Raw genomic sequence first — 24,341 nt, 5'->3', positions numbered from 1 at the left:
TTTCTTTTCAATTATTCGCAATCATCATAACAAACAAAAAACTTATCCAAAGCGACAAAAGTCATAGAAATAAGGCTGCCGACAAAAATCGTTCCAATGAAGGGGATGAAGCAGTAAGGCAGTGAGGCAGGGGACGTTTCCTCTGCCTCATTCGTAAACCGAATGAAGCACTCGATACGTCCCCTGCCTCACGCTGGTTCTATCGAGAGAAGTGCACCGTCCTTTCCCTGCTTTACTCTTCACTTGTTTGTGGTATTCTTGTTGTAAGTTTTATGGATTGATTGATTTTCTGGAGGTGGTTTTGTGCAATTAACGATTAGGGCTTTTGGTGAGGGCGCGGGTATGGTATCGCATTTACTGGCGAAGAATCCGTCCAATTTGTATGAGCGGGGCCATAAGGGGCATCTTGTCCGGCTATTTTATAGTAAATTTACGGATAATGAGGTTGATGTAACCATTTTTGTAACCCCCGACCCGATTGAATTGATAAAAAACAGTGGAAGTGTATATGATATCACCCATTATATAAATGACCGTGAGTTTGCGGTAAGCAGTATTTTTCTTTCTTTAATTAGGACGGCGCTTGGCACAGCGTTAAATGGGCAGCCAAAGGAAGACTATCTGGAATGGGTAGACCACTCGTTCGATTTGGAATTTGAGTTTTCACCTATTGCATCTAGCCTTTCCGATGACCATATCCGGACACTTTTTGAACCTCTTGGTTTTAACGTAGAAATATCGAGGGCAGAAACGGATTACAATTTTGATTTTAAAACGAAAAGCTCAATCAGGTCTATTTTACTAAAAGGAAAAACAACTCTTAAAATGGGGCTTAGGCAATTGTTTGTCCTCATACCGGTACTGGATAATTATAAGCACTATTTTATTGATGAAAGGGAAATAGAAAAGCTGGAGAGATACGGGGAAGGCTGGCTGGACCATCATCCTGAGAGAGAATTTATCCTGCGGCAGGCACTCCGCTTTCGTGAAGTGTACAGAATGGCCGGTATCCAGGAAGAAACAAAAGCTAATGCACTCAAAGATTTGGTCGTAGATTCCGAGATAGCGAATGTAACAGATTCCCAAACAGCCCTGCAGGAAGAAAACACTGCCGCTTCTGAAATTGAGGAAGATGAGATACAGGCGCCCAAAGCCCGCTTGAATGACCTTCGCTACGAAAAAATAATTGAGCTAATTAACAGGCTTCCAAAACGTGATAGAATTGCCGATTTTGGTTCTGGAGAAGGAAAGTTATCCTTTCGGCTGGGCTTCGTTCCTGGGATGAAGGAGATTTTCGCGATTGAACCTTCCGAATCGGCTACCTTGAAAGCCAGGGAACGCTTCAAAAAAGGTGAACACATCGATGGATTCGTTTCGCCAACCCAGCTTTGGGGCTCGCTCTTCTATTATGACGACCGGCTTAAGGGCATGGATGTGATGATTTTGTGCGAGGTCATCGAACACATCGACCAGGAGCGGCTGCCAAAGGTGATGGAGACAATCCTGCACCAATACCGGCCGAATACCCTGTTCGTGACTACCCCAAATAAGGAGTATAACGCGGTTTATGACCTAAATGAGATGCGCCATACAGACCACCGTTTTGAGTGGACAAGGGATGAATTCCAAAACTGGTGCAAAGCGCTTATAGAAGACAAAAGTTACGAAACCCATTTTGAAGGAATAGGCGATAGCCATCCCGAGTATGGCCATCCGACCCAGATGTGTATTTTTAAAAGAAAGGATGGTGCGCGATGAAGCTAATTGTTCCCCATTCAGGAATTGTCCTCTTAATCGGGCCATCCAACAGTGGAAAATCGACCCTTTTACAACAATGGATTGACGAGAAATCCATTAAAGCCTCCGAGGTTGTTAGTTCAGATGAATTCCGCATCCTCGTGAGCGATACTGAATTTATTGATTGGCGCGACCGCCCGAAAAATGAGGCGGACAGCCTGTTTGATGAATACAACAACATTTCAAGAGAAGCCTTTGCCATGATGGATTCATTGATCGAAGCGCGCTGCCGCCTGAATAAATTAACGTTTATCGACGCAACCAATCTGCAGCCTGATGATCGGCAGCGATATATTACCCTTGCAAAGAAACATCATGTCCCAATTCTCGCAGTGATCTTGGACATTCCTGAAAAGGTCCTTTTTGAAAGGGATGAAAAGCGGAACAATCCCCGTGGAAAACGGCGAATCAAACAGCAATACCAGGTCTTCAACAAGCAAAAGCGCTTTATTAAAAAAGAAGGCTACACAGCGGTTTACACTATAAAAGAGACGGATGAGGCAGAGCTTATCCGGAGGAGCAATCCCCTGTTCATTGATGTTGGTGCGGGTATCGATGTTATCGGCGATATTCACGGCTGCTATGAGGAAATGCTCGAGCTTCTTCATAACCTTGGCTATGAACAGAACTCCGAAGGACTTTATATCCATCCTGAAGGCAGGAAGTTCTTGTCGATTGGGGATGTAATGAGCCGGGGACCTGAATCCCTGAAAACAATGCTCTTTTTTGTCCGGCATGCTGAGCAGGGCCTTAGCCTTATGATTGACAGCAATCACGGCTGGAAAATTGCCAGATGGCTTGAGGGCAGGAAGGTTTCCCTCGGACACGGGGATGAAAAGGTTGCACAGGAAATTGAGGACTATGAAGCACAGTATGGTCCTGAACGAGCGAACGAATTAAAAGGAATGCTTAAAGACTTTTTATTGAAAGCCCCATCCCATTACGTTGTCACTAAAAATGGCGTCCCTATGCTGGTCTGCGCCCATGCAGGAATAAAGGACGAATTTATTGGAAAGCAGTCACGGGAGGTCAGCGATTTTTGCCGGTATGGTGATACGGCTGGGTTTAATGAAGACGGAAAACCGATTAGGAAGGACTGGTTCGTCCATCACAAGTCGAGCGTGACGATTATTTGGGGACACGACCCGAAACCACAGCCTCTTATCGTCAATAATACGATTAATATCGACCAGGGGGCTGTCTTCGGCGGAAGGCTTACTGCATACCGCTACCCTGAGGAAAAATTCTTTTTCGTAAAAGCCAAAAGAGATTATTCCGGTATGCCAGATAATCCACTCCTGGAATGGGAGAGAAATCGGTTTAATCCTCCGAATATCGGCAAGTTTATTAACGGGTATTCAGTGATTACCGAAGAGTTAGACGAGGTTCGTGTGTACGAAGATATTGTCAAACCGGCAATTGATACGGTCTCACATTATACTGTGCCAATTGAACAGCTGATTTACATCCCGCCGACAATGAGCCCTACTCCGGTTCCGTCCTCTTTGGAAAATTATCTAGAGCATCCGGAAGAGGCCATTGGCTATTACCGAAACCACGGCATCACTAGGCTAGTTGCTGAAAAAAAACATATGGGCAGCCGAGGCATCCTCTTCCTTTTCAAGGATGAAGAAAGTGCTCTAAAGTATACAGGGATGAAGACGCTTGGAACAATTTATACGAGGACTGGCCGCCGCTTTTTTGATAGGGAGACGGAAGCGGAAATTGTTAGGAACCTCAACAATGATTTGTGCGCAACTGGGTATTTTACAAAATACGAAACAGACTTTGTCTTGCTTGACGCTGAAATCATGCCATGGAATCTTAAGGCTAAGGAACTTATCCAAAACCAATATGCCCATGTTGCGGAAGCTGCCCTGCTTGACAGGAAAACTCTCGCCGAAAAATTGGCCGCAGCCACTGTTTCAAATACTGCGGTGGAGCCATGGCTTGAGGAATATAGACTGAAGCTGGCCAACGCCACAGCCTTCAAAGAGGTTTTCCAGCATTATTGCTGGGACGTTGACACCATTAAAAAAATCCGTATAGCGCCTTTCCATGTTCTCGCTCACAGCACTCAAGCTTTTTTTGACAGGCCGCATACGTGGCATATGGAAATGAACCGGGTTTTTGCAGAGCTTTCGGACTTGTTTGTAGAAACAGAATTCAAAATCATTGATGACGAGGCAAGCGAGGCGGAAGCAATCCAATGGTGGACCGAGATGACGGAAGCCGGCAACGAAGGAATCGTAATCAAGCCTGAATCCTTCGTGCCAAAGGCAGATGGAAAGCTCATCCAGCCTGCTATAAAGGTCAGGGGCCGAAAATATCTAGGCATTATTTACGGCATGGACTACCTACTTCCCGCAAACCTTGAACGGCTGAAAAAGCGGACGACCGGCAAAAAGCAAAAGCTCGCCCTGAAGGAATTTGCCCTCGGCCTTGAAGGCATAAAACGGTTCGTTGCCGGCGAATCAATCGAGCGAGTCCACGAATGTGTCCTCGCCACCCTTGCAATGGAGTCAGACCCAGTCGACCCACGGCTGTAACCTTAAAATGAGGCAGTGAGGCAGTGAGGCAGGGGACGTTTCCTCTGCCTCTTTCGTAAACCGAATGAAGCACTCGATACGTCCCCTGCCTCATTCGTAAACCGAAGGAAGCACTAGATACGTCCCCTGCCTCTCTCTGCTTCACTCTCCAGGTGTGACTTTTGATATATGGAATTCATTTGGCTTGTGCTACGGTTAGGGAAAGTGGATTTGTGAGGAGTGTTGTGTGATGTGTACCGGATGTTCGAGTTTGGCTGATGGGAAAGCAATTGTCGATCATGTAATGGAAAAGGGAAAGGCTGGCCTTCCTCCATTGGCTGAGCATGAAATTCAATGTGAGTGCGGCGAGGCCTTTGTGTTGAAAACAGTGGTTATGAATTGCCCGAAATGCGAGATGACGTATGGCGTTACCCCTTGCAGCTCTGGTGACAAAAACAATATAAAACCTGCTGGAATCGCTTATGCATAAGAAAAATCCCTTCTGTAACAGGAGGGGTTTTTTTGGTAGTATATAAATATAGGCCGCTCTTTTCAGGGTGGTTTTTACCAATATTGGTTAATCTTTTGAGAAGCTGGAAGAGCCCGGAACCGAGATGGGATACGGTACCGGGCTCTTATTTATTTCTCTTTCTTCATTTGTTCAAAAATGTTTTTGTAGATGCTTCTGACGTTGTCGAGTGGCTTTTCTTCGATAAAGTAAGCGATAGCGGCCTCGCAAAGTGCATAGGTGCCGGCGGTTGCAACAGCTCCGGAAATGACACTTCCTGCGACTGGTATGATTTTGAGCAGCTGCCTGGCAACTTGCCTGAAAACAAGCCCGGCGGCGGCATTCATGCCGAGCGCGCTCAAAAATTCAATGATGCCTTTTTTATCAAGTCTCTTCCCGCCAATCAGTCCGATTGATGTGACCATTGCCATCTGCAGACCCGTTATGATTGGGATGTCGGGCCCGGGAATTGGGCTTGCTCCGATTGCTCCGGTGATTCCCGCGACACTTTTCCCGATTTTTCTGGCGAGTTTTTTCTGGATGAATTTAATTTTGGACAATTTTGCTAAAATCATTTGCGCTTCATTGGGTAACTGCTCGATTAAATAATCGAGCAGCGCGTCTACGTTCCAGCGGATGTCGTAGACAATTTCACCCCCTTCGAATTCCATATAGGCACTGACCGGGATTACTTTGGCCTGACCGTTTAGCGCTTGCTCCAACTTTGAGGACAGAACCTCAACCGCTTCGCCAATATTTTTTTGTTTTAATTCATTTTCAAACGGCGGCTTATCCGATGACTTCGGGCTCAGCTCGTCCACCTGTGTGACCACGCCGACAACGGGAATTTTATAGTTATGCTCCGCCTCGATCATTTTCCTGAGTTGCAGCAGCTGTTCAATATCCTCATCGATTCTCGAGCTTACCTCTTTTGCCTTGCTCAAAAACAAAATCACGTCTGGGCATTTCTCTTTAACGGAGGATTGAACTTCTTCAAGAGCTGTTTCTCTTAAAAACTTCTCCTCCGGCTGGTCCGCTTCCCCAAGTCCCCTTGTGTCAAGGATTTCGAGGTCGCCGGATTCAGATTGATACGTATGCCATTTCCCCATTCCGGTTCTCGCTTTTACATCGCCGATTTCCGCCCGTTTTTCTCCAAAAAATGCATTAATGAGGCTCGACTTCCCCGCTCCCCTGCGCCCGACAATCGCAATCCGCGCCGGCCTTGCGTTGAGCGTGAACTGTTTTAGTTGCTCAAGCTCATTTCTGATTTTGCTTTTCAGCACTTCCGGAAGCTTCGACTCCACAAGCCCATCGTAAACCGACTTGATTAAATCATCTATTTGTCTATTCTGTTCATCCTTCCCGTTATCCACTTAACAATCTCCTCCCGTCCCCTGACTCTTAGTAGTGTTAACGTTTTGATTTAAAAAATGTTTCAAAACTGTATTTGTCCAAGTAATGATTAGCAATTCAATTTTCCTTCCTAGACACCTTACCCCAAATCTCACTACCCATACCCACACGTTCAAACCCCGATATCCCCCGGGGCAACTTCTGACTCATTTGCCTTGAATTTCTGAAAAGCTGTCAGAAGCAAGGGCAACTTCTGACTCATTTGCCCCGATTTTCCGAAAAGCTGTCAGAAGCAAGGGCAACTTCTGACTCATTCGCTGTGGTTTTCTGAAAAGCTGTCAGAAGCAAGGGCAACTTCTGACTCATTTGCCTCGATTTTCGGAAAAGCTGTCAGAAGCAAGGGTAACAACTTTGGAACAATTTTTTTCCTTAACGAAAAAAGCCCCGGCATAGCCGCCAGGACCTAAAAAGAAATTATTAAAAATAGCTTCAATACAAAATTCCAGCCTGCGCAAACGTCTTTTTGGTTAATTCCTTCTTTAACACATCACCTATTCATAATCAGCTGGATTGATAAAAAAGGAATACCCCAAATAAACGATAAATGCAGCGGCCGTTGCCATGTATCCCCAGCCGAGGATAACCTGGTCGAAAACGAGGTAGCTGTTGCACAGGTTATCGGGGGCCATGATGTAAAGCCAGCCCATCGCGATGAAGAGGGCGGTAAAGAACCCGATCACGGTATTCCTGCCCCTGCCCGAAAGCTTGCTCCAGCTGTCCCGGAATGGGACTCCGGCCAGAAACGGCAGGCTGATGAATTTGAAAACCTCGGCAGCCGGAAGCGTAAGTGCTTCGTCCATTGCCCGGGGCAGCATCCAATATCCGATGATAATCATGAATAGAAAGATTCCCGGTACACCGTTCTCATTCCATTTTTCAAAAAGGTGCGGGAATTTATCCAAGAAAAAGCGTCCCATAAAGAAGCCGGAAATAACGAGCAGCGGCATTTGCATATGCATATGGACAATCATGATTGATTCCATGAAGTTGACAACTGGAGGAAGAGCGAGAACAGCCAATAAGAACAAACCGTACACTCCCTGTTTCATCGCTGGTCACCCTCCCCTAGCAAGTTAGTAACCTTTCTCGCCGCCTCATTTGTCTTCTTGTAATCCATCACGTCAGCCAAATTGCCCTTTGGGTCGACTAGGTAAAACGCAGAGTTATGCGCAAAATTCCCTTCGCCATCCGGAATGACTATCACGCCAAACTCCTTTAGCAGCGAATCGAGCTCCGCTTGGTCCTCGATCCTGGCCATCCGCCATGTTTCCCCGTCGCTATCGAACATGTTCTTGTATTTATCGAGCCTCTCAGGAGTGTCCCGCTCCGGGTCAAAGCTGATGCTCAAAAATACAATATCCTTGCCAATATGGCGCTCGGGCAATTGCCTGTAGACCTCGCCCATGTTCATTTCCAACTCGGGGCAAACCGTTCCACAGCTCGTGTAAAGGAAGGTGATGAACACGTACTTTCCTCTGAACTCCGAAATCGGGTACGTCCGCCCTTCGCTATCCTCAAGCGTCACCTTAGGAAACTTCGGTTTATCCTCCTTAAGCCGCTCAACCCTCGCCGCCTCCGCAGTAAACGCATGGAATCCGTCCGTCCCGACATAGAAAAGAACAACCCCAAACAGCAATACGACGATACTCGCCCACGTATTTCTTCCAAGCTTCTTCATGAAAATCACTTCCATCCAGTGTAATCACCTGGCTAAAATGGTATGCCAAAACCGAACATCAAAACAGTTTCTTTGCAAAAACATCTATTACCTTGAGAAGATTTGACTTCTTCATTTTCAGCTACTTCCGAAACCTTTAAAGAGAAAGGCGGCCGCTTAGCGATGAAGGAATCATCTTTCAAAAACGGCCGCCTGTCAGAACTTGATTTTACCTACATCTTACTCTTTAAGTGGCCTATCCATCAGGCTACCAGAATATTTTTTTGCCAAAATCCCAGAACTCATTTTTCAATTGGCTGTCGGATTTTTTTGCTAAAATCCTACCAAGTCTTAAATGGCGGGGATCCTGGAGGCGCGTTAACGATAAAGTCCGTAATCGGGATGACGTAGGCCATGCCGACGATGATAAGCATAACGACAATCCAGATGCCCCAGCGCTCTGTCCAGTATGGAGTCTTAGAAGCATCATCTTCCTCTTCGGCAATTGGGAACTCCGTATCACCCTTAGGGGCGAAGAACATCATATTGATGACAGCGTAAACTTGCAGAATAACCCCGATGATTAGTAGCGTCCCGCCAATCGCGAGCAGAGCAAGATATGGATTCCAGCCAAGTGCTGTCGCATGATCGCCGTATGTGCTAAAGGAAGTCCGTCTTGGCGAGCCGAGCAAGCCGAGATAGTGCATCGATGTGGCCATGAGCGTCATGCCGATTGTCCAAACAGCTGTCTGGATTAATCCCAATCTATTCATTGTCTTTGTCAGCACTCTGCCGGACAAATACGGAACGAGCCAGTAGCTTATGCCGAAGAAGGTCATCGCTACAGTCATACCAAGCGTTAAATGGAAGTGGCCGACAACCCACATCGTGTTATGGACAACTTGGTTCAGTTGGTTTGTGCTTTGGACAATACCGCCTGCCCCTGCAGGAATGAATGCAACCATTGCGATGAACGGAGCCAGGAAGCGGACATCGCCCCAAGGCATTTTTTTGTACCAGCCCAGAATGCCTTTCCCGCCATTTCTTCTTGCAGTCTTTTCAAAAACCGCGAACAGCGCGTAAGCTGTCATCAACGATGGGAAACCAATCGCAAGGCTCATGAATACGTGCATGAATTTAACAGATTCAGTGATCCCAGGGTCTACAATCTGGTGGTGGAAACCTCCAGTAATATTCATAACGACAAGGGCGATAATGACAACCCGTGTCAACGTGTCGCTCCAGCGTCTGCCGCCCATCAATTTTGGAATGATGACATACCAGGCTGAAACGGCAGTCAAGTACCAGATGTTAACGAGTGTATGGCCGAACGCCCAGAACAGCGTCCTTGAAAGCATAACGTTAATTGTTTTTACCCATCCGAAAGCCCATGGAATAATCATGAACACTTCAATTGCAACCGGAATCGAGCTGAAGAACAAGAGAACGAAGACGCCTGTTGCAAAATAAGACAGAATCGGAACGTGCTGGCCTTTATTCTGCTTCCTCCATGTTGCCACCTGTATAAACGCGCCGAACGCGCACATCCAAACGCCAAGGACAATGAATACGAGGCCGATGTAGAACCAAGGTGATGCAGCCATTGGCGGATAGAATGTAAACATGACTGAAGCTTGGTTCAATAGGATTGGAATAACCGCCATCACAAATCCGAATATTTTTAATCCAAAACCGATCCACGCCATTTTCCTTACTTTAGGAAGGAGTCCGCCCAATGTGTGTGACATCCCGGCGTAGAAGTAACCAATTGTGAAAAATGACGTGAAGACGAGTATGAGTAAAATTCCGTGTGCTGTCAGAACCTGATAATAGTTGAACCATGATGGCAGTTCGAGAATGCCTGCCCGGTTCAATCCTTGCAGCAATCCTAAAAACCCTCCAATAAGCAGTGTTACAAATGAAACAAACATATATGTTTTCGATAAGGCCGCGTCTTTTGGATTGACGCCTAAAGACTTCGTAACTTTTTCCTTATACGCATTTGCCAGTACTGTAGCCATTTTCTCTGCCCCCCTTACTTAACCTTGATCGTCGTAGCCATCATCTGGTGGCCCGCGCCGCAATATTCATTACATATAACCAAATACTCTCCAGGCTTTTCAAACGTCTGAGTAATCCGCTGGATATGCCCCGGAACAACCATTGCGTTAATATTCGTTTCTGCTACTTGGAACCCGTGGACAACATCCTTTGATGTCAAAATGAACGTCACCTTTGCTCCGGCAGGTATTTCGATATCATGTGGAGTGAAGCTGAAAATTTGCATTGTCATCACGACTTCATACTCATTTTCGCCAACCTGTTTCACGCCAGGATTATCAAAAGGAGCAATTTCATCCACCCGCTGCGGATCGATTGTTTCTGTTGCACTCGGCGGCCCCATTTCCAATGCGAACGTCTGATACCCCGTAAAAATCATAAATCCCATAATCATCCCGAAACTCAATGCCAGCCATACCTTTTCCGAACGATGCATGTGCGCTTCCCCCTAATATCTGGCCATGAATAGGCCGAATAGTACGAAATAAGTAATTAAAATAACCCCGCCAACAACTCCGAGCGATATGAATGTGCCCATCATTGAGGTCCCCTTGTCCTTGACTGCCTTCTGCCCACTGCCCATTTTTGATGCTGCCATCGAAAAACCAGCCCCTTTACTTTTTTTGTTACCTTAATAATAGTTGCGAATGATTATCAACAGAGTGAACTGCATCACACCTCAAACAATCCTTTTTGAAAAATTGGCCGCCTTCAAAGTCGAACGGTGAAAACAGATGCCATGCATCCGATTGGAATAGTCCTGAAACCCTTGTCAATACTGGTTTTATCGTTATCTAGATGAAGAGCGAATCATAGGGAATAAAGGAGAATTATTGCAGAAATGGGGTCGTGACAAATTGGTGAACATTTCCTGGGGGAGTTTTAAATGAGAATAAGGGGTGGGATTTTTAAAAGGGATGCAAGTGGTTTGAGGAAGTTTGTACCACTGCCAACGGCATTCTGTGTTGCGAATTCCACCATTACAGAGAAAAAAGCAGGGAACCAGTACGGCTGGTTCCCTGCTTTTTTCACATAACCCTTTTTACCTAAAAACCGGCAATGTCACAATGATTGCCAAGAGGAAAATGATTGTGATGTAGTTGACGGAGTAGAGAAATAGCAGCCTAGCCCATTTTCCGTCATCTTTGGCGGAAAATCCAAGCGCCGCCACCACGATGAACCCTATATTCAAGAGCATGGCGATTAGGACAAATGCGCCGCCAAGCGATGTCAAATAAAGCGGCAGTGGGAGCAGGCACAGTACATAGACGAGAATTTGCCGCTTCGTAACAGCCAAGCCATACACGACCGGGAGCATTGCCACTTTTGCTGCCTTATATTCGTCGTATTTCCGGATTGCGATGGCAAATGTATGCGGCATTTGCCACAGGAAGAGAATCAGGAACAAAATGATTGGGACGAGATGAAAGCCCGAGTCAACCGCGGTCCAGCCAATCATCGGCGACACCGCACCCGAGACGCTCCCGATAACCGTATTCAGCGTGTACCGCCGCTTCGACCACATCGTATACAGGATGACATACGTGAACCAGCCAATGAACCCATAGATTGCAGCTTCAAAGGTAGTGAACAGCAGAAAAATCTGCCCAATAAGCGAAAGCGTTATCCCCGTTACGAGGACCGATTTTAAGGAAAAATGCCCTGTTACCGTCGGCCGTTGCTTCGTCCGCTCCATAATCGTATCAATATCAACATCGTACCAATTGTTGATCACAAGGGCTCCGGCCATCACCAACGTACCGCCCGTCATCGTCAGCACGAACACCTGCCAATAATCCGCAAAGGAATAGCCATTGAAAAACAGCGCCAGCCAAAAGCCCGTAAAAACCGGCAGCACATTCGCCGCCAGCACTGGACCCTTAAAAAGCGACCGCACATCACGCAAAAAATCAGAAAAACCACCATTCCCAGCAACCATCACTGCAAAACTCCCAACACTAAGATTAATTACCCCTATTCTACCATTAAACGAATTTCAACGGGATTTTAGTGACATCCTTTTCAGATTTGGACCGGATGTTGTCACTCAACGGGTTTTGAGTGACAATTAAATCCTATTGAGAACAAAGTACATTAAACAAAAAAAAGCGGCAGCCAGATTGAATTGGCCGCCGCTTTTTTACTTTTATTTGCCGGACTTGTTTTTTGGAACGATAACGGTTGTTGTTGCTTTTGTTGTGTTGCCGGCTTTGTCGGTTGCGATGTAGGTAATTGTGTAGATTCGGCTGCTGTCGTCGCTGTTTTTGGAGGCGCGCAAGCTGAATTCTACGTCTTGTGTTCCATATGTTGCGTCCTGGATACCATCGTTGTTGTATTTTAGATCATTGACTTTAATGGATTCCAAAACAACGGATTCAATACCGGAAACTGCATCGGAATAAGCCAATGTTACCTTGATTTTCTCAAACTTGTTGTTCGGCGGGAACAATTCCGCTTTGTCGACTGTAGCCTTCAGGATAGGAGCGGTTTTATCAAATTTCACCTCAATGGATTGGGCTTCCTCCACATTTCCTGCGTTGTCGGTGCTTCGGAACTGGATCTGGTGGATTCCGTCATTGGCAAGCTCAATCGCCTCAGTATAGGCAGTCCACTCGCCTTCGCCAATTTTGTATTCCGTCGACTGTACCCCCGCTTCTTCGTCGGTGGCTGTGAGTTCCAGCTTAACATTGGACGTGTACCAGCCATTTGCTCCTTCAGTCCCTGTTATGGCTACATTTGTTGCCGGGTTGGTGTTATCAACTCGCTCAAGAACAATTTCCTTTTCAGCATGGTTCTGGGCTTCGTCCTCCACGATGATTTTCAGCTTGTTTTCACCGAGTGTCAGCCCTTTCAAATCAAGGTCGAATGCCCCGTCCTGTGAAAGAGTAATCGGTCCACTTGAAACCAAATCGCCTGTGCTATTTGTCAGTTCATATTTTGGATGAAGATTCGCATTGACATCATAGTCAATGCCAAAGACCTCTTCAACCGTCGGCCCGAAATTCACATAGGAATCTTCGATGGCACTATTGAACGAATAATCCGGACCCGAGAAGGAATATCGGTCTTCCGCTACGATATTTGAAGGAGTCGATTTAACGTAAATCGGCCCAATCCAGTTGAAGGTTACGATAGCCGTACCGAGTAAGTTCAATGTCGTTAAATCAAGCGTATAAACACCGTCCGGAGCCATAGCTTTTGTTCCGGTTCCCCATTGTGTAATCTGTCCATTGAAAGCTGCTGTTTTTGGGCCTGTGCTGGTCGAATTCGCGGCCACAAGGTAGCCAAGATATCCGTCTCCGTAATAGCCAGCCTCCTGATTTGCCGCATCCCATAGTTCGAGATATGTTGTCCTTTGAGCAGTATGAAAATCATAACGGACTGTTGTGCTGTCGAGTTTCCCATCGCCATTCGGTGAAATATGATTGCTGTCGATCGAGAAGCTTTTCAGTCCGGTCGGCGGTGCAAAACTTGCCGCAAACGGCAGGATTAGCTTTGTGGTCCCATTAGTGATGTGAATATAGCCAAGTAATTCGTTCCCGGTTGTACCAGATCCTTTTGGCACATTCAGTGTCGCCTTAATTGTAGTTTCGCCTGTTAGATTAAAATTCGTCTTATCGACTGTTACATTTGCTCCCGCAATCGTACCTGTCGCGGCCTTTGTGACTTGTACCGAAACAGTGTAATCGCTGGCGTTCCCCGTTAAATTTTTCACAACAATATCTTTTGAAATAGTAGTGGCACTGACAGTACTAGTCGGCACAATCCCAAAAGTAACGGTCCCTTTGATATTGTCATAGGTTTTTGATGAAAAAGACGTCTTATCCATTGAATACGCGAGTGCTTCTGCCATTACTGCCTTTAAAGGCTGCGCACGGCCTGGGCCCTGGGAAAATACATCGTACTTTGCCGTATCTAGTTGTTTTGCCGTATTGGAAATAGCGACCTTAAGATCAAACGGCGTCCAATTAGGATGCTGTGATTTCAGGAGCGCCGCGATTGCGGTTACATGCGGAGTCGCCATGCTTGTACCGGTAAAGCGTGCATAAGACTCCGAATAATTCGCATTCGGGAAATCCTTTTTATAAGCCGGAACGGAAGACATAATGTTCGTTCCCGGCGCTGAAACATCCGGCTTAATATCAAACGTTGGATTTGCTGGACCGCGTGAGCTTGAATTGTTAATTTCATCACCGACCGTTTTACCTGATTCAAAATTATTGAAGGTAACGTTCGTCGTTTTGCCCGCCATCGCGGTTCTCAATGCGGTTCCGTCTGTTGTTGACATGTCGAATGCCGGAATGAAAGGGAACGAGTCGCCAAGGAGAATTCCCGCCGGACCGTTTCCACCGGTTCCGTTGTTGTGAATAATAACCGAGATGGCACCGGCTTTTTTCGCAGCTGCAATTTTATCAACAAATGGAACGCTGCCGCCTCGGGAAACGAGTGCCACCTTCCCGTTCACATCCAAACCTGCGTAGTCCGCTTCAACACCGAAATTAGGTATTGCAATGACTTCATAGGTTCCATTTAGGATTTGCTCCGGATTGGATCCGAATTTCCAGCCCATCATGTTAAGGTTATAACTGGTTTGCTGAGAACCTGCTACTGCAACATTGACATTCGCCTTTTTTGTGTCCTCAGGAATTGTTGAGTTCCCTACTGAAATTGCAAATGCGGCAGTTCCCGGGTTTCCAATCGTACCCCTGTTAGGACCACTGTTTCCTGTAGCAATTATAGCTGCTGTACCTGCAAGTGCGGCATTGTTAACTGCAATTGCGTCGGATGCAGTCTGGCTGTTGCTGCTGCCGCCAAGCGACATGTTGATGATATCCATTTTTTCCTGTGCAGCCTTATCAATCCCGGCAATGATCCCCGAGGTTGCACCGCTTCCATAAGCGCCAAGGACGCGGTATGCATACAATTCAACTCTCGGTGCAATCCCTTTGATGCTATATGGATTTTTCCCTTGGGCGGCGATTGTGCCCGCTACATGGGTGCCATGTTCGGTATAAAATGAATTCCCATTTGAATCGAATTCCGCTTTAGTGGCAAGCCGGTCCAATGGGGATGTTTCATAAGGGTCGTTGTCCGCCCTCGTGCGGGAATAGCCTGCTGCTGTTGTTTGGTTGATAAAATTGTAGCCGCCTTTGTAAACACCTTCAAATTCAGGATGATTATAGTCAATGCCTGTGTCAAGAACGGCAACCTTTACATTTTGCCCTTCAAAGCCCATATCCCAAACGGACGGGACATCAAGGAAATTGTTGCTGTTGGTTGCAGTTCGCGAATATGCATCATCACCGGAAGGAGTCCCCAGGGCACGGACCTCAAGGTCAGGTTCAACAAGCACGACATCTGGAATTGCGAGAAGCTTTTTAACCTGGTTCGCTTTTAGCTTCAGGGACATTCCGTTGTACGTATAGCTATATTCAAACCCCTTCTTCGCCTTAATTCCTTTTGAATTCATTGCATTCTCGAACTTTTTCTGCTGTCCGAAAACCTTTTGCTCAACACCTTTTTCATCGGCTTTTGAAAATGATTTCCCTGCGACTTTTTTCATGCCTTTCACCAGCGCGACAGGAGGTTCCGATAACTCTACAATGACGGATACTTCCTCATCACCAGTAAGGCTCTCAAGATCCGGATGCAATACTGGTCCATTTTCGACCTGAGCCTCCTGGGCTGCAATAATGCTCTTCATTTGCAAAATAGCTTCATTGCTTAGTTGATCCTTTTTAGGCTGGAGATCGGCGGCATGACCGTAACCTGGCAACAAAAATGAGAAAATAATAGCGAAAATTAGTAATTTGCTAGAATAATTTCGGTATCTCTTAAACCTCACTCATACTCCCCCAATTTTATGATTTTGAACAAATTCAAATCTCTTTTACAAGTACTTGATCCCCCCTTAAAAAATCATTATTTATCAAAATTATCTGACTATTAAACTATAGTTGATAATCCCAACTCTAGGCAACAAACAATTTCCTATTAAATTTGGCAATATTTTTAAATTGTTAAGGTTAGTAATTGAGTCTATTTGGGGTCTTGGCATTCTTAAAAGAACAATCAGCCTGGTTTGTCCACGTTGAATGACATTTCTTCTTTTTTACAAATCACTTTTCGAGGAGGAAAATGGAGAATTTTGAAGTAGTGGTAAACGCACATGTCGGAAATTGATTGGGTCTATACATCAATGTCGTTTTTTAAAAAGTAAAGTTGAACTTGAGCCTATATAAATGCAAAAAACCCTCCTATTTAATAAGGAGGGCTCCTGGATATGTACTATCTACTTCTCGACTGGCATATGGATTAGCTTGTTGTCCCTCTCTTCATTCGGGAGGCCAACCTGCTTATAGATGTAAATTGCCTTTTTAGCCAGCGGGTTTCCTTCCGCGGGGTTTGCGAAGTACGCCTTCGAAATGTTTGACAAATAAATGGCGCTCAGGCACATCGGGCATGGCTCGCCGCTCGCATAAATTTCACAGCCGGTTAAATCATCCGTTTTAAGAAGCCTTGAAGCCCTGCTGATCGCCTGCAATTCTGCGTGAGTGGTTGGGTCATGGGTTTCGTGAACATCGTTTACCCCCTCGGCAATGATTTCACCATCCTTAACAATCACTGCGCCAAAAGGCTTGCCGCCCTTTTCCAATTGATTTTTCCTCGAGAGCTCGACCGCATACTCCATCCAATTCTTTTGTTCCACTTAAAACAGCCTCCTAAAAATAAAGTTAACCCATTCTATCATCATCCTCAATCAGACTGCCACTCGAACGCCCAATAGAAAAAAGATGCCTTGCACCACCCGGGACATATTTTGTCCCATGGTGGTGCAAGGCACCGAAGCTGGTAGCTGGTGTTCCACAGTGGTGCCAAGCCCCTGTGGTGAGTATAGTAGGTTTAATGCATATTAGTGGTGAGCGCCTGTGTAGGATGGCTTTGGACAGTGACGGCTCTTAAAAGGACTTCTCACGATTCAGGCGTGATGAAAAAGTAGACTTGCGGGTTTTGCTCGTCGCTAATGTCAGTTGCCTCAGTGTAAGTGATTCCCTTATAAGTGAAAGTCGGCTCATCTTTATTTCCTTGGGTCTGGGCATGGCCTTCCTCAATTGCCTTGATGTCATCAGCTGTCGCCTGCGGTGCCGTTGCGCCAATCAACGTCTTCTTCAAAATCTCATACTGGCCATAAATTTCTTTTTTCTTTGCAAGTTCATCCTTGTCAGTTACGTCTTCGGCAAAATGCTTCTTAACAAGGGTCACCATAGTCACAGTGCCGTCCTCATTCAGCATTCCTGTAAAATCAAGGCCTTCCACAATCTCAATCGAAAACATTTCGCCCATTGTTTCATAGTTTCCGATCAAAACCCTCGACAGATTTTCTTTATGGCCCATTTCTTCATAAACCCGGTCGTAAACCCGGTTGGTTACCAAAATAAAATCATCTAGCTTCAATTTATTAAAAGCGGAGTAAGAGTCAATTTTGACACTGTCAGGCAGTCCACTCAATACGCCTTCTCCTTCTCCATCATCTTCGGATTGGTTATCGTTCACAGCGACAGAAGGCTGTTTGTTTCCCGCATCGCTGCAACCGGCCAGCGCCAACATTAACATTAAACAAGTTAGTAGAATTCTCACGCACTTTTCTTCCTTCCTGTAAAAAATAATAGAGTCATAAGTCCTGAAAGAGAATTGCGCCTCAAGTGAATTTTTTTAAAAAAACAACTGGCGCCCAATTTGGTTAGCAATCTTTCACCGCTTCTATGTTTGATAATAGTATCTCTGTACTTCCATACCTATAAAGAAGCCTTTGAAAAGCCAATTCCACCCCTTTTCGGAAAAACAAAATCATACTTAATTTTACCATTTTCAACTGTTTTTTACAGAATAATTTTCTATATTTTCTAAAAAAATCTACAATATTCTAGAATTTACTGAAGCAGGGGACGTTTCCTCTGCTTCACTTTTTGCATATGAGGGCCACGATTGAATCAATTTTATTCTAAATAAATGTGCAAATCCTTAACCTATTGTCCCAAGGCAACCTTCCAGGCCCCAAAAAATTGCTCTACGCTTGAATGCCTGTCATTCCGCTCCTTTTCAACCGCCTTCAAAGCTACTTCGTAAAGGCCCATACCCGCCTCCCACTTCGATATGGAACGATCCAGTTCGCCTCCAACCAACCCGAACGCAACAGCACCCATGTTAAACACATTCGTTCTCTCATCTATTGGCGCATCGAGTTCAAATTCCTCAGGGGACATAAAGCGCGACGATCCCCACATCCTCCCGATTGGATTGAAATAAGGTTTTTTCTGATAAAAATCGATATCGCAAATTTTGCTGGAATGCGACTTAAAATCATACAAAATGCTGCCATCGTAAAAATCGACAGCGACATATCCCTTTTTTTCAACATGAACATGGAACTCAAAAATACTCTTCAAGACATCAAGCCGCATCAAAACCGGCAATTGCCTAAACTTGAAAAATGGCGAATCGGAATCAGTGTATTTTTTCGGAGGGGGAAAAGCATCTGGATTATGCAGGCACTCCCCGGGAAACCAGTCAAACACAAGTGCATACCCGTCCCCAACCTCAAAATGATTCGTCAGCATGGCCAAATGCGGATGGTGCAATCCCTCGTAAATTGGGACTGCTTCCTTTAACCGAGCCACCGCATCCTCTGGTTTCCCCGAATACCTCATCGTCCTCGCCCCGGCAAACTTCACCAGCTTTTTAACCCCGTCCCGCTCAACCCCAAAGGCAATATTGCCTGAATCCTGCCGATCAAACACACAAAACACGGTTCCCAATTCCCGGAGCCAGCCAAAGTCATGCTCCTCCTTCAACCCAAACCGTACACCATCCAACGTTAACTCCATTCTTTTCCCCCATTTAGTTGCGCCAAGTGAGGCAAGTGAGGCAAGGGACGTTTCCATTGCCTCATTGACCCAAAGAATCGCCAGACTTTCAGCAGTCCGGCTACAATATTTTTAAACGCCACTGGCTGATTCCTTTAGAAAGTCCACCTCACCCTTTTGGCAAGACCGGTACCCAAAGTTCATGCCTTGGTTTTCGTTTTGGACCATAATAGCATTCAATGCAGGGAAGATTGGCGAGTTCGTATCCTGACGCCGGGAGCCATTCCGAGTAAAGGCGTTTCCAGGCGTCCGGGATATTCGGAAAAACAGCCCACGTACCCGGCGGGATGGCCAGCGATTCCATTTGATCCGGGATTTCGCCGTCATAGCGGACTCCCATAAAATATGTAAACTCTCCTGCTGTAATCACCGCTTCCTCCCCGCAAATCCCGAGCAGGCCTTCCATTTCACATTTAGGGTTTTCCCACGACCTATCAATCAGTTCCTGCATAAACCCATCATTTTTCGCAGCGCTCCAAAGCCCCGGAATCGTTTTAAACGCCCGGCTTGTCTTCACCGTGTGCCCCTTCCCAACAACCCTAACCTCAAAATCTAGCGTCTCAATCCTATACTCCATCTCACCAACCCCTTTACTATCGGATCGAAAACGAACGCGGCACTATTTTCCCACTTGGATGCCGGGTACCAATTTTCCCCATATTACATTCCACTTTATATGATAGCTAGATGGTTTGCCTAGTTCAAAATTTTTTTTCGAATAGGAAAAACCCATGCAGTTAGCTACATGAGTCACAGTTTTTGTTTCGTAAAATTTAATCAGGTTGCACTGCAAGCCCCTTTCACCATGTTCAAGGATGAAATGGACTTGGAGCAGGAAGGCGCTGTTGTTCAAATGCAAACCTGATCGCGGAGGCGTTCGCTGGTCAAGGCGTAGTAGTTTTTGGCCATGCCCGATTTCATTTCTGCCAGCTTTGCCATCGCTACAGTATCATATCCAAAAAACTTTCTCCCTGCTCGGTTTTTGGCAATCCAAAAAAGTCACTCATTGTTGCTCCAACATCGGCCATTGTTCCGCGGGTTCCAATATAGACAGGCCGGACTTTTTTACCCGCAATCAGCAAAGGAACGTATTCACGAGTGTGATTGGAATGGCCAATCGTAGGGTCATTTCCATGATCAGCCATAATAATCATGATATCCTCTTCATTCATAGAGGGAATAAACTCTTTCAACCATCGGTCTGTTTTATTTAATATTTCCGCGTACCAATCAGGATTTTCGGAGTGGCCTGCAAGGTCTGTTTCCTGAATATTAACAAGGTAGGCGGCATTTTCCTCTTCCTGCACGTATGTTTCCTTTAAAACTCGAAGGATTTTCTCCGTATCAACAAGCGGGTATGCTGGCCCTTGGCCGTGTAAGACATCAGCTGTTTTGCCAATGCGGTAAACCTTTAAACCATGTTCCGCGGCAATCATCGGGAACTGTCCCTCTATATGGACTCCGTATCCCATATGATAAACTTCATAGTCCTTCCCATAAACTCCCGCTTTCGGGCTGTCGACTCCCCACTGCTCCGGGTTCTTCTCTTTCACGACAGATAATATCCGCTCAATCGAGGTATAAGGCCCACCATAAGCAATCACTCTGCTTGTATCAACGTGCTTGCGAACAATTTTGCCAACCTTTTTCAATTCTTCAAAAGGCATTATGTTAAAATCTGCACAAAGATTAATAATATTCCCTAAAGAAGATTCTAAATTGTCTCCGACCACACACCCGCCATTAACGACAAAAACAGGCCGGCCTGGCCATGGATAGGTTATGTCATAGCCTTCATCCTTCAATGCTTCAGCCAACTCCTGATGAATATCCTTCATTAATCTATTTATTGATTTTTTCGGGCAGCTTCCTGCTATCTCCTGATGGCCAAGATACGTATCCGCGCCGTGGTGGGCAAGCTTCGATCTGCCATAAGCATTTGCGGGTGGTTCTTTTCCATCGACAAGCGCTCCAAGCCCGAGCCCATATAACGCTGGTATATGCAATGAAGGCACAGCTTCACGTATGTGCCTATATGTGTTTGCTCGGCAATCCGATTGATTGTACTGTATGCAATCCTCCATGGCGCCAATTCCGAAGCTATCAATGACAAGTAAAATCACTTTTGCCATTGTTACCACTTCCTTTCAAAATGCACCAATTCAAGATTTCCGGTTTGAATGCCTTTAACCAATGCTATGTGGGCCCTCGTTACAAATACTTGAGTCCGGAACGCGAAAACCGCTGTGTCTCCTGTATTTATCGGAAAATTATCGCTTTTCCCGATGCGGCCATAGTAATCAATAGCTTCCGGGCATCCCTCATAAGCGGGTACAAATTGCTCCAGAATCGTATCCTGTGAATCGCCAACCAGGCAGCCGGAAAGATTTGAACGGCCATAATACCCTCCGCCAATCACATAATTGAAATCTGAATCGCTATGGGAAACCTCGGTGACATAGATGATGGCAGGCTTTTCCGGCAAATCCTTATAAGCATGCAATGGAGTTGTCCCGGTGAGTGCATGTCCCGGTTCACCATGTGTGACCCCGTTTTCCGCCAAAAATGGAATCGTTTCTACACTTGTCGCACTTGGCCCATTAACCTGATGGACTGTAATACCGTTTTGTTCAAGGATTTTTTTTGCCTTCATCAATGTAAAAAAGTTGGGAGTTGGTATCATGCTGTCGTGAGTATCCGCAAGCTGAAAATTCGGAAAGGTTGTTATGCCTGCTATTCTAATTCCGGGTAAATTCTTCAAAAGGACCAAGGAGGATGGCAAATCTGTTAAGATGAATCCACCTTCCTGCCCTTGATAAATAAGATCGGTTTCTCCATAAACTTTAAGCAACACATCCTGGACCTTGCCCAGCCTAATAGCCGTATCTGAAACCTGCTGTGCTCTTTCAAACGAAAAAACAGTTACAACCTCGGGATTCCATGAGAGCACTTCATTCCATTGGTTTTTACCAGGCTGGACAAGGTGCCCGATATTTCCGATTGGGATTCCCGCTTCGTACAATGTTTTCCCTTCATCGAACTCGACCGCCACCGCCTTTTGAATGCCATTTTCAAAGATCAGCTTACCAACCTGGGGGAGCCTGCCTAGCTGCTTACTCATAAAATAGAGTTGGAAGTTATGTTTTTCAGCCGTTTTGGAAAGCAGCCTGACATTTTCCTGTAAAATATCCAAATCAATGACATACGTATTGGGGGGAATCTTCCCCATTTGGTGCAGCGCCGTGCCGGCACGTATAAGCCCTGGATTCCTTCTTTTCGTAACATCTAAAAACATGAAGCTTCCCCCTTTTTACTGGGATTCTCTATCGATGTATATCTCATGTTTCCATTGCTTTCGGAATCGCTTTTTGCAAAATCGAAATGATCGTCGACGCCCCTGCTTTCATCGGATTGATCCTCAACCCATAGTCCTTGAGGTGAGGCTGGGCCTCGATAAAGCTTCCGGAAACACGGTAAATCATTGGTATGATTTCATATTTCGACTCCGCCCCGACCGGATGGGTTGCCGCGCCTTTGGCATCACTGATGGAAATTACCTTTTTGGCGATTGGGTTATCCAATTCTACAATGACATTTTTAGACTGGGCGTTTGTCATATAGGCCGAACCGATACCAGGTACTTCCCCTTCATTTAAACGCCTGCAAAGTTCCTCCACCTGTTCGTTTTGAATCGCAAGCGAAACCGGGGCGAACGTCATCATCCTAAGCAGCTCCATCGCTTCATATCCCTGAACCTGTCCGCCGCCTGAATAATTCCGTTCATGAACAAGATTGATTGCTTCCTTTTTCCCTACAATGATGCCGATGCCTTCAGGGCCTAAAACTTTAAAACCAGAAAAGGTAGAGTAATCCGCTCCATATTCAACGCCAATTCCATACGTTTTAAAAGCGCAATAGTTATCATCTACCACAATCGGCAGGTCGGGACGGACACTTTTTACTGCCGAAATAACTTCCTTTAGGCTATAAGTGTCATTAGGCTGCTGCCGCGCATGCTGAATATAAAAAACCTTCGCGTCTCTTATCGAGTTGACCGCGTCCCGCACATCCTCAATCCTGTTATAATCCACACTAACCGGATTCAATCCAAGAATACGGATTGTTTCCTTCGTAGTCATGTAAACCGGGGCACTATGGATAATCATTTTTTCTCCAGCGGAAAGAAGCGCACTCAAGACAGTGCGAATCGCTCCTGTACCTGCTCCCCTTACGAGTGCGCACTCCTCCGTTTCAAAAAAATCGGCAATCGCCCGCTCTGCAAAATAGGTCTGTTCTGGGCGCTTCCATTTTGGTGAGACGCCCAAATCCCCCATCGATAAGAACTGCTTTCCTTCAAAATGCCTGCTCATCATATGGACGAGCCTGAACTGTAATTCTTTTGCCTCTTCAATGGACAAGCTTGGCAATACGGATTCTGCATATTTCAGTTTACTAGGATCATATCCTGGCATCCTGTCTCACTCCTTATTCGTAAGGCTTATTAAAGAAGTATGTTGATTATCAACAGCCGTGTTTAATAGAACCTATCGTAAAAGCCCTTGCTGGATTGGAAACCAAGAATAGATTGATAACTTCCTGAGGTACACCTGCATCTTTAAGCCTTGGAATAAATGTCTCCAAAACAAGTCCGTAGCCAGGGCCGCCATGCTTTTTCCAATGCGACTTTCTTGTTAAATCCGCTGATAAAAGGATTTGTTTTTCATATCCGCGTTCAATGAAATCGAGCAAAAAGTCAACCCGCTCTTCATCTGGGCGGTAGTTGTTTTTGCCGATGGTGTCAAAATCAATGAATACGCCCGTTTCCAGGACAGCCAGAACCTCATCCTTATTAGGATTAAGGTCCTGATGGCCAATGATAATTTGATCGACCGGCAAGCCGTGGAAGGTCAATAATTGGACTTGTTCAAATCCCAATGTCCCAAGTGTGGTATGAGTTGTAACAGGAAGCCCGGTTTCCTTCCCTGCAACTGCCGCTCCAATTAACAACTCTTTTTCTATAGGTTTCATTTCGTCCTTACTAGTACCAACCTCGCCGATAACGCCTGGAAGGATGCCAGTACCTTCTATCCCTTCTTTTGCCTCACGAATAAAATGCCTTGCAAATTCTTCAGCATCCCACCTTTTAGCAAATTCAGGAATAAACGGATCCTTATAAAAACCTGTACAGGTAATGATATGCACGCCGGATTGCTCACTGAGCCTCTTAAGTCTGTTAACATTCCTGCCCATGCCATCATTCGTCACTTCAACCATCGACCGGCCGCCCAACCGATAAAAATCCTGCAGCTCTTCAAGCATCCCCTGCTCATCATCAAGGATTGTATCAGGATCCTTCTTGATTCTGGAAAGGTCGATTGACAGATGTTCATGAACCGAGCATACACCTAATTCCTCAGGATTTATTTTCCCTAGGATTGTTTGTATCATTTTAT

19 protein-coding genes and 1 pseudogene are annotated in these 24,341 nt (G+C 45.7%); 4 read left to right on the top strand and 16 right to left on the bottom strand.

Annotation, left to right across the window (positions count from 1 at the left end):
• Nucleotides 1-303: 303 nt before the first annotated feature.
• The 3 genes from AR337_RS18645 (at nucleotide 304) to AR337_RS18635 (ending at nucleotide 4,815) form a co-directional block, all read left to right on the top strand.
• Entirely contained in the window at nucleotides 304-1,758 is a 1,455-nt protein-coding gene (locus tag AR337_RS18645; RefSeq protein ID WP_059173541.1) for a 3' terminal RNA ribose 2'-O-methyltransferase Hen1, read from the top strand.
• Nucleotides 1,755-4,346, top strand: a complete 2,592-nt coding sequence (locus AR337_RS18640) for a polynucleotide kinase-phosphatase (RefSeq protein WP_059173540.1) — start codon at nucleotides 1,755-1,757, stop codon at nucleotides 4,344-4,346. The genes AR337_RS18645 and AR337_RS18640 overlap by 4 nt, the downstream gene beginning before the upstream one ends.
• A gap of 250 nt (nucleotides 4,347-4,596) precedes the next feature.
• A complete protein-coding gene (locus AR337_RS18635) occupies nucleotides 4,597-4,815 on the top strand; it encodes a hypothetical protein (protein WP_253701937.1) in 219 nt (72 codons plus the stop codon).
• Nucleotides 4,816-4,964: 149 nt separating this feature from the next.
• On the opposite strand, the gene AR337_RS18630 is transcribed toward AR337_RS18635, so the two are convergent.
• The 6 genes from AR337_RS18630 to AR337_RS23335 all read right to left on the bottom strand — a co-directional run bounded on the left by AR337_RS18630 (nucleotide 4,965) and on the right by AR337_RS23335 (nucleotide 10,562).
• Nucleotides 4,965-6,206 (bottom strand): GTPase family protein, encoded by a 1,242-nt coding sequence (locus tag AR337_RS18630; protein ID WP_059173538.1) that lies wholly within the window; start codon nucleotides 6,204-6,206, stop codon nucleotides 4,965-4,967.
• A 531-nt stretch (nucleotides 6,207-6,737) separates the two neighbouring features.
• Complete coding sequence (locus AR337_RS18625) at nucleotides 6,738-7,295, bottom strand: hypothetical protein (protein ID WP_059173537.1); 558 nt, start codon at nucleotides 7,293-7,295, stop codon at nucleotides 6,738-6,740.
• On the bottom strand, nucleotides 7,292-7,939 hold the full coding sequence (locus tag AR337_RS18620; RefSeq protein WP_253701934.1) for an SCO family protein: 648 nt from the start codon (nucleotides 7,937-7,939) through the stop codon (nucleotides 7,292-7,294). Before AR337_RS18620 ends, AR337_RS18625 begins: the two co-directional genes overlap by 4 nt.
• Before the next feature lie 305 nt (nucleotides 7,940-8,244).
• On the bottom strand, nucleotides 8,245-9,924 hold the full coding sequence (locus AR337_RS18615) for a cbb3-type cytochrome c oxidase subunit I (RefSeq protein ID WP_059173536.1): 1,680 nt from the start codon (nucleotides 9,922-9,924) through the stop codon (nucleotides 8,245-8,247).
• A gap of 14 nt (nucleotides 9,925-9,938) precedes the next feature.
• Complete coding sequence (locus AR337_RS18610; protein WP_059173535.1) at nucleotides 9,939-10,400, bottom strand: cytochrome c oxidase subunit II; 462 nt, start codon at nucleotides 10,398-10,400, stop codon at nucleotides 9,939-9,941.
• Between the two features lie 12 nt (nucleotides 10,401-10,412).
• Complete coding sequence (locus AR337_RS23335; protein ID WP_156424453.1) at nucleotides 10,413-10,562, bottom strand: hypothetical protein; 150 nt, start codon at nucleotides 10,560-10,562, stop codon at nucleotides 10,413-10,415.
• Nucleotides 10,563-10,850: 288 nt separating this feature from the next.
• On the opposite strand from AR337_RS23335, the gene AR337_RS23330 reads away from it, so the two are divergent.
• Entirely contained in the window at nucleotides 10,851-11,000 is a 150-nt protein-coding gene (locus AR337_RS23330; protein WP_156424452.1) for a hypothetical protein, read from the top strand.
• A 6-nt stretch (nucleotides 11,001-11,006) separates the two neighbouring features.
• On the opposite strand, the gene cyoE is transcribed toward AR337_RS23330, so the two are convergent.
• The 10 genes and pseudogenes from cyoE to AR337_RS18555 form a co-directional block, all read right to left on the bottom strand.
• Entirely contained in the window at nucleotides 11,007-11,903 is an 897-nt protein-coding gene (cyoE, locus tag AR337_RS18605; RefSeq protein ID WP_059173534.1) for a heme o synthase, read from the bottom strand.
• Between the two features lie 207 nt (nucleotides 11,904-12,110).
• A complete protein-coding gene (locus AR337_RS18600; protein WP_059173533.1) occupies nucleotides 12,111-15,809 on the bottom strand; it encodes a S8 family serine peptidase in 3,699 nt (1,232 codons plus the stop codon).
• A 447-nt stretch (nucleotides 15,810-16,256) separates the two neighbouring features.
• Complete coding sequence (locus AR337_RS23980) at nucleotides 16,257-16,673, bottom strand: nucleoside deaminase (RefSeq protein ID WP_059173532.1); 417 nt, start codon at nucleotides 16,671-16,673, stop codon at nucleotides 16,257-16,259.
• 263 nt (nucleotides 16,674-16,936) lie between these two features.
• Entirely contained in the window at nucleotides 16,937-17,602 is a 666-nt protein-coding gene (locus AR337_RS18590; protein WP_156424451.1) for a hypothetical protein, read from the bottom strand.
• 389 nt (nucleotides 17,603-17,991) lie between these two features.
• Nucleotides 17,992-18,849 carry a serine/threonine protein kinase gene (locus AR337_RS18585; protein WP_059173530.1) on the bottom strand — a complete coding sequence of 286 codons (858 nt, stop codon included), beginning with the start codon at nucleotides 18,847-18,849 and terminating at the stop codon, nucleotides 17,992-17,994.
• A gap of 148 nt (nucleotides 18,850-18,997) precedes the next feature.
• A pseudogene (locus tag AR337_RS18580) lies at nucleotides 18,998-19,528 on the bottom strand (GyrI-like domain-containing protein); the annotation flags it as partial.
• Nucleotides 19,529-19,829: 301 nt separating this feature from the next.
• A complete protein-coding gene (locus AR337_RS18570; protein WP_059173527.1) occupies nucleotides 19,830-21,020 on the bottom strand; it encodes a phosphopentomutase in 1,191 nt (396 codons plus the stop codon).
• Between the two features lie 2 nt (nucleotides 21,021-21,022).
• A complete protein-coding gene (locus AR337_RS18565) occupies nucleotides 21,023-22,183 on the bottom strand; it encodes a YhfX family PLP-dependent enzyme (protein WP_059173526.1) in 1,161 nt (386 codons plus the stop codon).
• Between the two features lie 43 nt (nucleotides 22,184-22,226).
• Nucleotides 22,227-23,360 (bottom strand): aminotransferase class V-fold PLP-dependent enzyme, encoded by a 1,134-nt coding sequence (locus AR337_RS18560; RefSeq protein ID WP_059173525.1) that lies wholly within the window; start codon nucleotides 23,358-23,360, stop codon nucleotides 22,227-22,229.
• Nucleotides 23,361-23,409: 49 nt separating this feature from the next.
• Nucleotides 23,410-24,336, bottom strand: a complete 927-nt coding sequence (locus tag AR337_RS18555) for a phosphotriesterase (RefSeq protein ID WP_059173524.1) — start codon at nucleotides 24,334-24,336, stop codon at nucleotides 23,410-23,412.
• Nucleotides 24,337-24,341: the final 5 nt, after the last annotated feature.

It is taken from the genome of Bacillus sp. FJAT-27445 (assembly GCF_001510665.1).
GTDB lineage: Bacteria > Bacillota > Bacilli > Bacillales > Cytobacillaceae > Bacillus_D.
Note: the sequence above shows the minus strand (reverse complement) of the source record. Positions and strands in the feature narration are given on the sequence as shown.